The organism is Tepidiforma flava, from assembly GCF_027594505.1.
GTDB classification, from domain to species: domain Bacteria; phylum Chloroflexota; class Dehalococcoidia; order Tepidiformales; family Tepidiformaceae; genus Tepidiforma; species Tepidiforma flava.
On record NZ_CP115149.1, the window covers coordinates 1788695 to 1802441 of the forward strand.

Here is a 13747-nt window from a genome sequence, read left to right on the forward strand (position 1 = left end):
GCGAACCTGCGCCGTTTCCCGCTTCGTCCGATAACCCCGGTATGAACCCCGAGGAGCCGACCATGCCCGCCACCGACTGGTCTTCCTGGCAGGCCGGTTACGAAGCCGGCATCGACGACGCCATCCGCCTCATCGACGCCCTCCGCGGGCCGGGCGCCGGCAGCCTCAGCGCCCCCATCCTCCTCCGCATCCGCGCCGAGCTCCTCGCCATCCGCAGCCGCGCAGGCCAGCCCCGCGCCGCCTGAACGCTCGCCCCGCCCCGGCCTGTGCGCTACCCTCCGGGGACATCCGCCGGGGGAACTGCCGTGCCCACCTGGACCAACTGGTCAGGCTCCGTCACCGCGACACCGCGCCAGCTGTGCTCCCCAGCGTCCGAAGAAGAGGTCGCCGCCATCGTCCGCGAAGCGGCCGCCTCGGGCCGCTCGGTCCGCGCCGCCGGCTCCGGCCACTCCTTCGTCCCCGTCGTCCCCGCCGATGACGTCATCCTCTCGCTCGACGCTCTCGCCGGCCTGCTCGATGCCGACCCCGCCTCCGGCCGCGCCACCCTCTTCGCCGGCACGAAACTCCGCGACGCCACGCGCCTGCTCTGGGAGCGCGGCCTCGCCCTCCCCAACCAGGGCGACGTCGATACCCAGGCGCTCGCCGGCGCCATCGCCACCGGCACCCACGGCACCGGCCCCGCCTACGGCTCCATCTCCACCCGCCTCGCAGCCGCCCGCGTCGTCACCGCCGACGGCGCCCTGCTCGATGTCGACGACCCGGCGTTGCTCCCGGCCTTCCGGGTTTCCCTCGGCCTCCTCGGCATCTTCACCCGCATCACCCTCGCCTGCGTCCCGCGGTACGCCCTCCGCGAACGCGTCTGGCAGCACCCCATCGACGCCTGTCTCGAAGAACTCGCCGCGAACATCGCCGCCAACGACCACTACGAGTTCTTCTGGTTCCCGCGCTCCGGCATCGCCGAATCCAAATCGCTCAACCCGGTCGACGAAATCCCCGAGCGCGAAGAGCCGCCCCCGCTCGACGGCCCCGGCGAGCGCACCGGCTGGTCCCACCGCATCTATCCCTCCGCCCGCGACCTCCGCTTCAACGAGATGGAATACGCCGTCCCCGCAGAGGCAGGCCCTGCCTGCTTCGCAGCGGTCCGCCAGCGCATGGTCGAGCGCCACCCGAAGGTCGGCTGGCCCGTCGAATACCGCACCCTCGCCGCCGACGACGCCTGGCTCAGCCCCGCCTTCGGCCGCCCCACCGTCACCATCTCCGTCCACCAGGCCGCCGAGCGCCCCTACCGTGAGTTCTTCACCGACCTCGAGCCCATCTTCCGCGACTTCGGCGGCCGCCCCCACTGGGGCAAGTTCCACACCTGCGCGCGCGCCGACCTCGCCGCCATGTACCCCCGCTTCGAAGCGTTCTGCGCCCTCCGCCGCCAGCTCGACCCCGCCGGGCGCTTCCTCTCCCCCTACCTCGCCCCCCTCTTCGCCTGACCTGCCTGCCGCCTCCCCCCTCCCGCCTCCGCTCCCCGTCTCCCGACTCCCAACTCCCAACGCTTTACAACTTCCCCGTTCCTTCGTAGCGTTCGCCCATGACGGAAGCGGAAGAGGCGCTCCGGCGCTGGGCGGAAGCCGGCCTCATCGACGAAGCCACCGCGGAGCGCATCCGCCAGTTCGAAGCCGCCCGCCGCCAGCAGGCCCGCGGGGCGCCCGGCGAGGTCCCGCCAGGGGAGCGTCCCGGCCTCATCGAAGTGCTCCTCTACCTCGGGATCGCCGTCCTCTCCGTTGGCGTCTTCGCCCTCATCGCCCAGGCCTGGGATAACCTCGCCTCCTTCCCGCGCGTGCTCGCCGTTGGCGTGCCGGCGGCCTTCGCCCTCCTCACCGGCGGTCTCCTCAAATCGCTCGGCGAAGCCGGCTACCGGCGCGGCGCGCAGTTCTCCTGGGCTGCGGCCGTCGGCCTCGCCGCCGGTACCGTCGCCGTCGTCCTCCACGAGTACGAGCCCCTCGGCATCTCCCGCGACGACGACCAGGCCGCGATGCTCATCGTCGGCGTCGCCGCCGCGGCGCTCGCCCTCCTCCTCTGGGCGCTCAACCCGATGACCTTCCAGGTCCTCGCCCTCGGCGCCAGCCTCTTCTTCCTCGGCCAGGCTATCGGCAACTGGCCCGACCAGTACTCCGCCCGCCTTGCCGGCGGTGCGCTCGTCATCTTCGGCCTCGCCGGCATCGCCCTGGCCGAAGTCGGCCTCATGGCCCCCCGCGATTCCAGCCGCCTCACCTTCGGCCTCCTCCTCGCCCTCGGCAGCTACCAGCCCGGCTTCTCCGATGGCGGCACCCCGTGGGAGATCCCCGCGTTCGTCGCCGCCGCCGCGCTCCTCGGCTTCGGCGTCTACCGCGGCTCCTTCGGCTACGTCCTGTGCGGCGTCGGCCTGCTCTTCGTCGCCCTCGTCCGCGCCATCTTCCAGAACTTCTCCGACCAGGTCGGCGCCCCCGTCGCCCTCATCATCAGCGGCGCCCTCCTCATCGGCGCCGTCCTCCTCCTCGCCCGCCTCGCTCCGTCCCTCCGCCGCGGGAGCGCCGCGTGACCTCGCCATCCGCCCGCTGGTTCGCCATCGCCGTCATCGGCGGCGTCGCGGCCGTCATCGTGACCGCCGTCGTCCTCCTCGGCATCGGCGTCTCCGACCCGTCGCCGACCTCGCTCGAGAAGAACCCCAACCCGGCCATCCCCGGCGATATCCTCTACGTCGACGAAGCCAGCTGCATCGTCCTCGCCCGCGCCTCCGGCGAAGCCCGCGGCCAGGTCCACTGCACCGGCGTCATCCCCCAGCTCCTCTACTTCCTCGACGACCGCCGCATCGCCTACCTCGTGCCCAACCCCTACCCGAACAACCTCGTCATCGTCGACCTCGAATCCGGCCGCGAACTCGAGCGCCGCACCATCGACCAGTCCCGCACCATGCTCGACTTCACGGCGCCTGACGGCACCCGCATCTTCCAGCGCGACGGCGCCCGCCTCGACCTCATCCGCGACGGCCAGGTCACCGGCACCATCGCGTTCGACGGCCTCGATTGGCCGCCCAACCTCGTCGGCTGGTCACCCGACAGCCAGTGGCTCGCTTTCGCCTACTACCCGCCCCGCGGCCGCGGCGCCGAACTCTGGCTCGTCTCCCGCGACGGCCGGGTCCGCGGCACCCTCGCGACCGGTGTCGTCGGCGGCGCCGTCGCCTGGCGCTTCCCCGACGGCCGCGCCTGGCCCCCGCCGCCAATCGACTGACCGCCTCCTACCACCGCTGGCCCGGCGGCGGCGGCACCGCCGGCTCCGCCCGCGTCATGTGCGCCGCCGAAGCCCCGGCCCGCCACGGCCAGCTCCCATCGCCCGGCGCAAACGCGCCCGGTCCCCGCGCCGCGAGCGCCTCCGCCATCTCCAGCGCCCGCCGCGCCCCCGCGACGTCGTGCACCCGGAAGATCCGCACCCCCTGCGCGAACGCCAGCGCGCTCACCACGTGCGTCTCGAGGTCCCGCTCCGCCGGCGGCAGCCCGCCCACGCTGCCGATGAAGTTCTTCCGCGAGTGGGCCAGCAGCACCGGCAGCCCGAACGTGCCCAGCTCCCCAATCCGCCGCAGCACCTGCAGGTCCTCGTCGTGGCTCTTCCCGAACGCAATCCCGGGGTCGACGGCCACCTGCTCCCGGGCGAGACCGGCCGCCAGCAGTTCCTCCAGCCGCCGCTCCATCCACGCCACCGTTTCCGTCACCACGTCCGCGTACACCGGCGGCGCATCCGGCCGCCGCTTCGGCACCGAGTAGCTGTAGTTCAGCACGTACCCGGCGCCCGCGGCCGCTGCCTCCTCCGCCGCGCCCGTCCCCAGCGTGAGCCCGCTGATGTCGTTCACCAGCTCCGCGCCGGCCGCCAGCGCCGCCCGCGCCACCAGCGGCTTGTACGTATCGCTCGAGACGATGTGCCCCTCCCGCGCCAGCGCCGCCACCGCCGCCCCGACCACCTCCGCCTCCTCCTCGGCAGCGAGCACCGGCCGGTCGGCCCGCGCGCTCTCCGCCCCGACGTCGATGATGTCCGCCCCCGCCGCCCGCAGCCGCTCTGCGGCCGCCAGCGCCGCGCCGATATCCCGCCCCACGCCGTCGCCCGAGAACGAATCCTCCGTCAGGTTCAGGATGCCCATGACGACCGGCCGCTCCAGCGGCAGCTCCCGCGTCCGCAGCCGCCACGCCCGCACGGGCGCGAGCAGCGCCCGCAGCCGCGCCGCGTGCGGCGACCCCAGCCCTTCGAGCGCCTCCGCCAGCCGCCCGAGCATCGCGCGAGACGCCCACACCACCGCCTCGCCCGGCTCCCGCAGGTCGATGCCCAGCCCGAGCTGGCTCGTCGCCACCTGCAGCCGCTCCCGGTCGCCCGCGAAGTGCGCCGCGAACGGCGCCTCCGGCTCCGCCGCCGTCATCCCGAACCCGGGCGGCACGACCCGCAGCGACGGCCTCACCCGCGCCGCCCCTGCAGCGCATCGACCATCCGCCGCACCTGCCACAGGTGCTCGAGGTCGTGCTGGTACGTCTCCCGCGCAATCTCCGCGATCGACACCTCGCCCCGGTACGGGTGCAGCCCTTTCCGCTCCCAGTCCCGCTCCGAAAGGTCCCACAGGAGATAGCTCGTCCGCCGCCGCAGGTAGTGCAGTTCGTCCAGCAGCAGCTCGAGGTCCGCCTCCGCGTAGTCGGCCTCGAACGGGATGTCGTCGAAGTCCACGTGCGGGATGTCGGGCACCTCCCGGCCCCGGTGCATCGCGATGATCGCCGCCTGTTCCTGCACCCCGCGCTCCACCTGCACGAGGTGGAACGGCACCGCCAGCAGGCACCACCCCTCATCGGGCCAGCCCGCCGGCCGCAGCAAATCCCGCTCGCGCACACTGCCGAACGCCCGCGCCAGCTCCCCGGCCGCCTCGCCGAGCGCCTTCAGCAGGAACGAAGGGTCGCTCCCCGCCGTCGCCGGTACGTAACGCACGCCCCCGATTCTAGCCCCTGCGCCCGCCCCGCGCGGTAACGGCCGCGCCTACGTCACGACGAGCGGCACACCCTCCCGGCACAGCCGGCAGTCCGCCGGGTCCCACGATGCCGCCGGCACGTCGAGGCAGGCGAAGAACGGCACCCCGAACCCCACCTTCCCGGCCGTCCGGTCGACCAGCACGCCGACGCCGGCGACCTCCGCCCCCCGCGCGGCCACCGCCTTCAGCACCTCGCGGATGCTTCCCCCGGTCGTCAGCACGTCATCCACCACCAGCACCCGCTCGCCCGGCCCGAGTTCGAACCCCCGCCGGAACTCGCGCTCCTCGCTCCCCTCCTCCTTCCGCTCCGCGATGATCGCCCGCAGCCCGAGCTGCCGCGCCGTCTCGTAGGCGAGAATCACCCCGCCCGTAGTCGGCCCCGCCACCACCGTCGCCGTGCCCCGGAACCGCTCCGCGATCTGCCGGCAGAGCGGCTCCGTCACGTCCGGCCACTGCAGGATGCGGAACTTCTCGATGTACAGTTCGCCGTGGCGCCCGCTCGCGTACTGGAAATGCCCGCGGAGCAGCGCCCCGCGCTCCTCGAGCAGCGCCCACGCCTCGTCGCGCGTCAGGTGCCGTTCGGTCATGCCGCGAGCGTACCCGCTCGCCGCCTTCCGGTCGCGGGTCTCGCCCCGCTGGAGCCCCCTCAGTCCTCGCCGAGCCGCTTCGTCGTGAGCACCGGCTTCTGGTCGGTCAGCACGCCCTTCTGATTCGGCGCCAGCCCGAACCGGTTCAGCGGCAGGTAGCTCAGCGTCGCCTTCCCGATGATCAGGTCCTTCGACACCAGCCCCACCTGCGCGCTCCGGCTGTCCAGGCTGTTGTTCCGGTTGTCGCCCATCACGAAGTACTCATCCGGCGGGATCAGGATCTTCGGCAGCGTGTCATTCCACGGCGTCGTGATGTACGGCTCTTCCAGCAGCCGGTCGTTGATGTACACCTTGCCGTTCACGATCTCGATCGTCTCACCCGGCAGCCCGATGACCCGCTTGATCAGGTCTGTGCTCGGGTCGCGCGGGTCGCGCAGCACCACGATGTCGCCGCGTTCCGGCCCGTGGAACACGTATCGCGTCGGGTCGTCGCCCGGGTTGATGAACGGGAGGAACGTCGACAGCTTCTCGAGGTCGACCTCCGAGTAGACCAGCTTGTTCACGATCAGGAACTGCCCGTTCTCCAGCGTCGGGTACATCGAGTTCCCGTCGACCTTGAAGTTCCCGAAGCTCGCCCGCACCGAGAGGAACACGAGCGCGGCGAGCATGACCGTTTCGACCACCTCGCGGATCCACGCCTTCAGCCGGCCGTCGCCCCGCGCCCGCTCGGCGGCGCGGCCGTCCGTTTCCGCCGGCTCCGAGGCCCACGGCGGCGCTGCCGCCAGCGGGTCGAGCTCGAACCCGATCGGCGCGTTCCGCCGCTCGAACTCCGCCGCGACCTCCTCGGCCGGCGCCCACCCGTCGTCCGCCGGCGCGCTCCGCTGCGGCGCCCAGGCCGCCATCCGGATGAACGGCCGCTCGGCCGGCTCCTCGCCGGTCTCCTCCACGATCTGCGTGCCCTGCGAACCGAACAGCGCCTCTAGCGCCGCCGCCGTCTCGGCGTCCACCTCCGGCGATGCCGGCTCAGGCTCCGGCGTCGACGCGTGCGCCTCGAACGCCTTCAGGATGACGTCGCCCTCGTCCTCGGTCGAAACGAACTCCGGCTCCTCATCGTCGTAGACCGGCGACGGCTGCGCCCACGGCGGCTCGTCGGCGGCATCCATCTGCGCCTCGAGGCTCGCCGCCAGGTCGAGGTCGTCCTCGCCGCCGGGCAGCGAAACGGCGAGTTCCGCCGTCTCGGCGATGTCGCCCCACATGTCCTCGTCATCGCCTGCCAGGTCCTCCGCGCCGCCGAAGCGGGCCTCCGCGGGCGTGCCGCCCGGAACGGCGGCTTCATCGTTCGCCGGCACGGGCTGTTCGCCGAGCCGCTCCCACCACGGCCGCGGCTCCTCGTCTACCGGCTCGACGGCGGGGCTCGCCGGCTCAGCGGCACTCGCGACCGCTTCTTCGACCGTCTCCTCGGCTTCGCTGGCCTCCCACCACGGCCGCGGCTCCTCGCTCGCGGGCTCGACCGCGGGGCTCACGGGCTCAGCGGCGCTCGCGACCGCTTCTTCGACCGTCTCCGCGGCTTCGCTGGCCTCCCACCACGGCCGCGGCTCCTCGCTCGCGGGCTCGACCGCGGGGCTCGCCGGCTCGGCGGCGCTCGCGACCGCTTCTTCGACCGTCTCCTCGGCTTCGCTGGCCTCCCACCACGGCCGCGGCTCCTCGGCAGGCGGCTCGACGGCGGGGCTCGCCGGCTCGCTGATGCTCGCGACCGCTTCTTCGACGGTTTCCTCGGCCTCGCTGGTCTCCCACCACGGCCGCGGCTCCTCGGCAGGCGGCTCGACCGCCGGGCTCGCCGGCTCGGTGGCGCTCGCGACCGCTTCTTCGACCGTCTCCTCGGCTTCGCTGGCCTCCCACCACGGCCGCGGCTCCTCGCTCGCGGCGTCCGGCTCGACCGCCGGGCTCACCGGCTCGACAGCGCTCGCGACCGCCTCTTCGATCGTGTCCTCGGCTTCGCTGGCCTCCCACCACGGCCGCGGCTCCTCGGCAGCCGGCTCGACGGCGGGGCTCGCCGGCTCGGTGACGCTCGCGACCGCTTCTTCGACCGTCTCCTCGGCTTCGCTGGCCTCCCACCACGGCCGCGGCTCCTCGCTCGCGGCGTCCGGCTCGACCGCCGGGCTCGCCGGCTCGCTGATCTTCGCGACCGCTTCTTCGACCGTCTCCTCGGCTTCGCTGGCCTCCCACCACGGCCGCGGCTCCTCGTCTACCGGCTCGACCGCGGGGCTCGCCGGCTCAGCGGCACTCGCGACCGCTTCTTCGATCGCGTCCTCGGCCTCGCTCGCTTCCCACCACGGCCGCGGCTCCTCGGCGGCCGGCTCGACGGCGGGGCTCGCCGGCTCGGCGATGCTCGCGACCGCCTCGTCGACCGTTTCCTTGGCCTCGCTGGCCTCCCACCACGGCCGCGGCTCCTCGGCAGCCGGCTCGACCGCGGGGCTGGCCGGCTCGGTGGCGCTCGCGACCGCCTCTTCGACCGGTCCCGCCGTCGCCCCACAGCGCCGCCTGCACCGCGGCGCCTCGAACGCCGACGCGGCTCAGCTCGACCGGCTCCGGAGCCCAGCCCTGGTCACCGCCTGTCAGCCGCGGCCTCGCCCCGCGCGGGCTCCGCGTGACCAGCTCCGCAGGAACTCCGCCGGCTCGAAGACACCCGCGCCCAGCTCCACCGGCTCCGGCGACCACTCGTCGTCGACCGCGTCTGCTGCGTCCAGCTGGCCCGCGACATCCGGTTGCGCCGGCGCGANCACTCGTCGTCGACCGCGTCTGCTGCGTCCAGCTGGCCCGCGACATCCGGTTGCGCCGGCGCGAACGCCGCCGGGAACTCCGGCGCCCATCCCTCGCTGTCAGCGGCCCCGGCCGACTCCTCCGCCGGGGTCAGGCCTGCCTCGGCGGCCGGCTCCCGGCCCCCCTCATCGAGCTGCCACGCGAGCGACTGCACCTGCGCCGCGAAGTCGCTCACCGCCTCGACGTCGTCCGCGAGCGCCTCGCCCGCGTTGGCGCCCCACCCCTCGGGCGTGCTCACCGGTGCCGCATCTGCAACCAGGCGGCTGCCCTCGAAGACCCCCGGCGTGCCCGCGGGCTCGAAGGATGCGCCCGGGCCGGCATCGTCCGCGCTGTCCTGATCGAACTGCCACGCGGCCCGCCAGTCCGTGCCCGGCCCGGCCACGTCGGCCGGCTCCTCCTGCCGCTTCCGCCCGAAGAGCCGGCCGAAGAGGCCGCGTTTCTCCTTCGCCGGTTCCGCCGCGTGGCCCGCGGCGCCCGGCAGCTCGCGCACCGGGAACAGCCCGGCCAGCGGGTCGTCGTCCCCCGCGTCGTCGCCGCCGCGCCCCGCGAACGGCTCGCCCCTGCCGTCGCCGGTTTCCTGCCAGGCCGCCGGGGTGTCGAACTGCTCGCGAGCCGGGTCGGTGCCTGGCTCGTGCGCGGCGAAGGCTGTGAGCGGCGCTGCCTGGTCCCCCTCCTCGAGGTCCCGCCATTCGGCGGCAGCGTCGGATACGCCGCCGGGCGCACCGGCGTCGCTCTCCTGCGGCGTGAACGCCGCGAATGCGTCTGCCAGGTCCGCGTCCGACGTCATCGGCCGCGAAGCTGCGCTGTCGAATGCCGCGTCGTACCCGGGGGCCGCCGGCTCCGCTTCGAACGCCGCGAACGGATTCGCGTGCTCGTCGCTGGCGTCGGACCACGCGGCCGCGAACTCGGCCGCGCCCGGCTCGCTTTCGTCTGCCGCTTCCTTCGTGACGTCGGCCGGGCCGTTCACGCCGTCCATCCGGCTCCCGGCCGGCGCTGCGGCTGTCTCTGCCCGCTGCTGCTCCTCCAGCTCCCAGTCGAACGGCTTCAGGAACTCCTCCGGCACCTGGCTCAGGTCGCGGACGTCCTCGCCGAGCGGCTTCTTCTTCGCCCACTCGCGCATCGCGGCCAGCCCCTCGGAGAAGCCGGCGCCGCCCGTCTCATCGCTGCCGTCGCGGTTCAGGCCGAAGAACTCGTCCCACTTGCTGCTCTTGCCGGGCTCCCGGGCGGGTTCGCTCTCCTCCGGCTGCCTCCGCCGGATGAGCGGCAGCCCCGGCGGCGCAGCCGTTTCCGCCGCGCGGCGCTCCTCATGCCACCCGGCCGAAGGTTCCGGCGCCTCGCCTCCGAATGCAGCCCGGTCTTCCGCGGCCATCCCTCCAGCCGGCGCCGCGTCCGCCGGTTCGGGCGGAAATCCTGCTGCATCCCCATGCCGGGGCGCAGGCTCGCCGCTGTCGTCCCGCGCGGCCTCGAACCCGGCGCCGAACTGGCGGTGTCCTTCGTCGCGCCCGCGCTCCGCCCATGCGCGCATCTGCGAGACGAAGCTTTCGCTGTCGTCCCGGGTTTCCCCCGCCGGTCCCCCGGCAGGCTCCGCCGGCTCAGGTCCCGGCCATGCGCCCGGCCCGAAATCCCAGTTGAGGCGCGAGCCTTCCCCCGGCTCGCGCCGCGGCCGGAGCCGCAGCGGCGGCGGTTCGACCATCCCTGCGGGCTCCCGCGCCGGGTCGCCCGGCTCGCCCGCGGGCGGCCCGCCCCGCGGTCTCAGCTGCAGCGGCGCTGACGCCATCCCGGCATCGAGCCGCTCCGTCGACCACTCGCCATCGTCATCGCTGTCGCCGGCCTCGGCCGGCCACCCCCGGAACGCCGGCTGCTGCGCCGGCCGGCGCTCCTCCGCATCGCTCTCCCGCTTCTTTCGTCCGAGCCCGAAGAGACCGCGCTTCTTCGGCGGTTCCGGCGCCGGCCGGTTCAACACCCACGGGTCGCGCCGCGGGCGCTCCTCCGGTTCCTGCTCCCCGCTCCGCACCCGTTCGCGGAGCTGCCGGTTCTTCTCCTCCTGCCGCTTCCACGCATCGCTCGGCAGGTCGAAGTACCAGTCCTGCGGGTCTTTCTGGCCAGATTCCAGTTCATCGAGGGGGCGGCCCTCGCCATTGTCCATCGTCATCAGCGTACCATAGCCTCCCCGCTGCTCCGGGCGCGGCCTTCGCTTCGCCCTTTACAGCCGATTGACCTACCCTCGGCCCACATGACCGACACGCTCGAACCCCCGGACGAGCACCTGGTCTCTCTGTCAAAAGACGGCAATCTCGACGCCTTCAACAGCCTCGTCGACCGTTACCAGTCCCTCGTGTTCTCCGTCTGCTACCGCCAGCTCGGCGAACGAACCGCGGCCGAAGACGCTGCCCAGGAAGCCTTCCTCGCCGCCTACCGCGCCCTCGACCAGTTCAAGGGCGGCAGCTTCCGCAGCTGGCTCCTCCGCATCGCCCTCAACCAGTCCCGCGACGAACTCCGCCGCCGCATGCGCCGCGTCCCCTCCCGCCCGTTCGAAGCCAGCGACCCCGGCGAACCCGCCATCGACCCCCCGGATCCCGCCGCCGACCCCGCTGCCGCGCTCGACGCCCGCAGCCTCAGCGACGCCCTCGAACGCGCCCTGGCGCAGCTCCCCGCAGACCAGCGCGCAGTCGTCCTCCTCGCTGACGTCCACGGCCTCCAGTACGACGAAATCGTCGCCGCCACCGGCGTCTCCATCGGCACCGTCAAATCCCGCCTCTCGCGCGGCCGCGAGCGCCTCCGCCAGATCCTCGCTCGCCACCCGGAACTTTTCCCGCGCTCAGGACGTCTTCACGACCGAGGGGACGCATGATCGACCGATTCCTCCGCCGCCACCGCGCCTGGCATGCGCTCATCACCGACGCCGTGAGCGGCCGCGCCGATGACGCCAGCCTCCGCCGTCTGGAGGTCCACGCCGCGCGCTGCGCAGCCTGCCGCGCCCGCCTCGGAGAGGAGCGGGCCCTCCGCGCCGCCCTCGAATCGCTGCCCCTGCGCCAGCCTTCCCGCTCCCTCCGCCTGACCCCCGCCATGCTCGAGGGGCCGCGGACGGCGCCCCGGGCAGCTGTGCCCCGCCCGCTCCTGCTCGGTGCGCGCTGGCCTCGCCGCCGCTGCGGTCGCCGCCTTCGCGGTCCTCGCCGTCCTCACGGTGGCCGCTCCCGGCAGCGACGACTCCGCCTCGCTCGCCTCCCGCGAGCGCGCCGAAGACGCCGCCGCGCCGATGGCCGTGCCGCCCGGCGGCGACATCGCCGGCGGCGCAGCCACCATGGCGCCCTTCGCCGCCACCCCGGAATCCACGCCGGGGCTGGCGCCGCCGCCGACCGGCGGCGCCGGCGCTTCGAGCTCCGACCGCTCCCCCGGCCCGGAGCCCGCGCCCGAGCCCGCCGCCCCGGCAGCAGAGCCCGGCGCGTCCGCCGGCGACGCCGGCGGCGAGGTCCGCACGACCGCCGCAGCGGACGACGCCCCAGCCGGCAAGGCCGCCCCCGCCGCCGCAGGTGCCGAATCCCGCGAACCCGGCCGCTCCGGCCCGCCCGGCTGGCTCTTCAGCGCCGCCGGCGCCGCCGCCGCGCTCGCCCTCGCCAGCCTTGCCGCCCTCGAAATCGCCCGGAGGCGCCAGCCATGACTCGAACGCTCCCGCTCGCAGCGATGCTCCTCCTCGCAGCCGCCCTCGCCGCCGCCTGCTCGGGCGGCGACACCACCATCGTCACCGGGGAGGCCCCCATGGAAACCGGCATCACCGTCTCCGGCACCGGCGAAGCATCCGCCGCCCCCGATATGGCCACCATCGACCTCGGCATCGAAACCTTCGCTCCCACCGTCGCCGAAGCGCGCGACCGCGCGGCCCGCGCCGCCTCCAGCCTCATCGCCAGCGTCAAGGCCAACGGCGTCGCCGACCGCGACATCCAGACCCGGCAGGTCGGCGTCAACCCCGTCTACGACTACTCCCGCCCCGGCCAGCCCGTCATCACCGGCTATACCGTCTCGAACATCCTCACCGTCCGCGTCCGCGACCTCGACCGCCTCAGCCGTGTCATCGACGACGCGATCGCCGCCGCCGGCGACACTGTCCGGGTCAACGGCCTCCAGTTCGGCGTCAGCGACCGCGAAGCTCTCCTCGAAACCGCCCGGAAGAACGCCGTCGCCGATGCCCGAAAGCGCGCCGAGACCTACGCAGCGGCCGCCGGCGTCCGCCTCGGCGGCGTCATCGCCATCAGCGAAACCGCCGTCAGCAGTCCGATGCCCCTCGCCGTCCCGCGCGCCGCCGCGACCGGTGAGGGCACCCCCATCGAGCCCGGCGAATCCACCATGACCGTCAGCGTCACCGTCCGCTTCGCCCTCGAACGGTAAGCCGCGGCGCAGCCCCGGCCCGTCCAGCGGAAACCCCGGGTCAAGCCGCACTTCCGGCCCCGGCCGCTCTCGCCCTACGCTGTCATCGTGAAAACTGCCGCAGCCCTCGCTGGCGCGACCCTCCTCGCCATCCTCGCCCTCGCGGGGACGGCCGGCGTCGTCCTGCGCTTGGCCTCCGACGCCGCACCCGCGCCGGCACGTCCCGCAGCCGAGACGCCCCTCCCCCGGGCCACCCCGACGCCGCTCGCCGCCGCCGGCGACGTGTGCCAGGGCGTCGCCCGCATGCCCGACCCCGGCCAGCCCCGCCGCTTCTCCCCCGAATACACGCAAATCGCCGAAGCCGCCGGCATCGCCATCGTCGCCAACGAGCGCGTGTCGCCCCGCGCCATCGAGGCCGCCAAGAAGACCGTCGAGCGCTTCTTCGCGAACAACGACCTGGAAACCAACCTCGCCGCCGACGGCGCCTACGTCATCGTCGCCGCCAGCGGCCAGGGCGTCCTCGATCTCCCCGAATTCCGCTGCCTCGATGACCGGGAGGCGCGCGACTTCTTCGACCACGTCTGCGGCGTCGCCGACTCCGCCGACTACCCCGTCGTTACCGTGAACGAAGACGACCTCCTCGGCCGGCGCTCAGGCCCGTGCGGCGGCCTCAACATCCTCTACCACGAACTCGGCCACCTCGTCATGGGCTGGGCCCTTCCCCCGGCCGACTACTTCGACGTCCGCCAGTACTACGCCGACGCCATGGCCGCCGGCAAATACCGCGGCGATTACGCCGCCACCAACGCCAACGAGTACTTCGCCGAGGGCACCCAGGCCTACTTCCTCCACGCCGACCTCGCCGGCCGCCGCGACCGCGCCTGGCTCCGCTCCTACGACCCCCAGCTTTACGACCTGCTCGCCCGCATCTACGGCGAATAGCCGGGGCCGC

12 protein-coding genes are annotated in these 13747 nt (G+C 73.9%); 8 read left to right on the plus strand and 4 right to left on the minus strand.

Annotated features, from left to right (window positions below; genetic code table 11):
• The first annotated feature begins 62 nt into the window (after positions 1–62).
• The 4 genes from O0235_RS10000 to O0235_RS10015 all read left to right on the plus strand — a co-directional run bounded on the left by O0235_RS10000 (position 63) and on the right by O0235_RS10015 (position 3258).
• Positions 63–245, plus strand: coding sequence for a hypothetical protein (locus O0235_RS10000; RefSeq protein ID WP_270055647.1), 183 nt, complete (start codon positions 63–65; stop codon positions 243–245).
• 60 nt (positions 246–305) lie between these two features.
• Positions 306–1481, plus strand: a complete 1176-nt coding sequence (locus O0235_RS10005) for a D-arabinono-1,4-lactone oxidase (RefSeq protein WP_270055648.1) — start codon at positions 306–308, stop codon at positions 1479–1481.
• A 98-nt stretch (positions 1482–1579) separates the two neighbouring features.
• The gene (locus O0235_RS10010) at positions 1580–2569 is read left to right on the plus strand and encodes a DUF2157 domain-containing protein (RefSeq protein ID WP_270055649.1); all 990 of its coding nucleotides are present in this window, start codon (positions 1580–1582) and stop codon (positions 2567–2569) included.
• Positions 2566–3258: a TolB family protein gene (locus O0235_RS10015; protein ID WP_270055650.1), complete on the plus strand. Its 693-nt coding sequence runs from the start codon at positions 2566–2568 to the stop codon at positions 3256–3258. Before O0235_RS10010 ends, O0235_RS10015 begins: the two co-directional genes overlap by 4 nt.
• 7 nt (positions 3259–3265) lie before the next feature.
• Here O0235_RS10015 and folP read toward each other — a convergent pair whose 3' ends face one another.
• The 4 genes from folP to lepB are packed head-to-tail and all read right to left on the minus strand — an operon-like array spanning position 3266 to position 7562.
• Entirely contained in the window at positions 3266–4471 is a 1206-nt protein-coding gene (gene folP / locus O0235_RS10020; RefSeq protein WP_270055651.1) for a dihydropteroate synthase, read from the minus strand.
• Positions 4468–4986 carry a DinB family protein gene (locus O0235_RS10025; protein WP_270055652.1) on the minus strand — a complete coding sequence of 173 codons (519 nt, stop codon included), beginning with the start codon at positions 4984–4986 and terminating at the stop codon, positions 4468–4470. The genes folP and O0235_RS10025 overlap by 4 nt, the downstream gene beginning before the upstream one ends.
• A 48-nt stretch (positions 4987–5034) precedes the next feature.
• Positions 5035–5613 (minus strand): orotate phosphoribosyltransferase, encoded by a 579-nt coding sequence (pyrE, locus tag O0235_RS10030; protein WP_270055653.1) that lies wholly within the window; start codon positions 5611–5613, stop codon positions 5035–5037.
• Positions 5614–5672: 59 nt separating this feature from the next.
• Positions 5673–7562: a signal peptidase I gene (gene lepB / locus O0235_RS10035; RefSeq protein ID WP_270055654.1), complete on the minus strand. Its 1890-nt coding sequence runs from the start codon at positions 7560–7562 to the stop codon at positions 5673–5675.
• Positions 7563–10666: 3104 nt separating this feature from the next.
• Here lepB and O0235_RS10040 point away from each other — a divergent pair.
• From O0235_RS10040 to O0235_RS10055, 4 genes are all read left to right on the plus strand, one after another.
• The gene (locus O0235_RS10040) at positions 10667–11284 is read left to right on the plus strand and encodes an RNA polymerase sigma factor (protein WP_270055655.1); all 618 of its coding nucleotides are present in this window, start codon (positions 10667–10669) and stop codon (positions 11282–11284) included.
• 273 nt (positions 11285–11557) lie between these two features.
• Positions 11558–12091 carry a hypothetical protein gene (locus O0235_RS10045; protein ID WP_270055656.1) on the plus strand — a complete coding sequence of 178 codons (534 nt, stop codon included), beginning with the start codon at positions 11558–11560 and terminating at the stop codon, positions 12089–12091.
• Complete coding sequence (locus O0235_RS10050) at positions 12088–12816, plus strand: SIMPL domain-containing protein (protein ID WP_270055657.1); 729 nt, start codon at positions 12088–12090, stop codon at positions 12814–12816. The genes O0235_RS10045 and O0235_RS10050 overlap by 4 nt, the downstream gene beginning before the upstream one ends.
• Positions 12817–12903: 87 nt before the next feature.
• The gene (locus tag O0235_RS10055; RefSeq protein WP_270055658.1) at positions 12904–13737 is read left to right on the plus strand and encodes a hypothetical protein; all 834 of its coding nucleotides are present in this window, start codon (positions 12904–12906) and stop codon (positions 13735–13737) included.
• Positions 13738–13747: the final 10 nt, after the last annotated feature.

Bases quoted from the DNA above. Each gene is read 5' to 3' on its own strand.
- O0235_RS10000 (WP_270055647.1), top strand. From the start codon at position 63: ATGCCCGCCACCGACTGGTCTTCCTGGCAGGCCGGTTACGAAGCCGGC.
- O0235_RS10010 (WP_270055649.1), top strand. From the start codon at position 1,580: ATGACGGAAGCGGAAGAGGCGCTCCGGCGCTGGGCGGAAGCCGGCCTC.
- pyrE (WP_270055653.1), bottom strand. From the start codon at position 5,613: ATGACCGAACGGCACCTGACGCGCGACGAGGCGTGGGCGCTGCTCGAG.
- O0235_RS10040 (WP_270055655.1), top strand. From the start codon at position 10,667: ATGACCGACACGCTCGAACCCCCGGACGAGCACCTGGTCTCTCTGTCA.
- O0235_RS10050 (WP_270055657.1), top strand. From the start codon at position 12,088: ATGACTCGAACGCTCCCGCTCGCAGCGATGCTCCTCCTCGCAGCCGCC.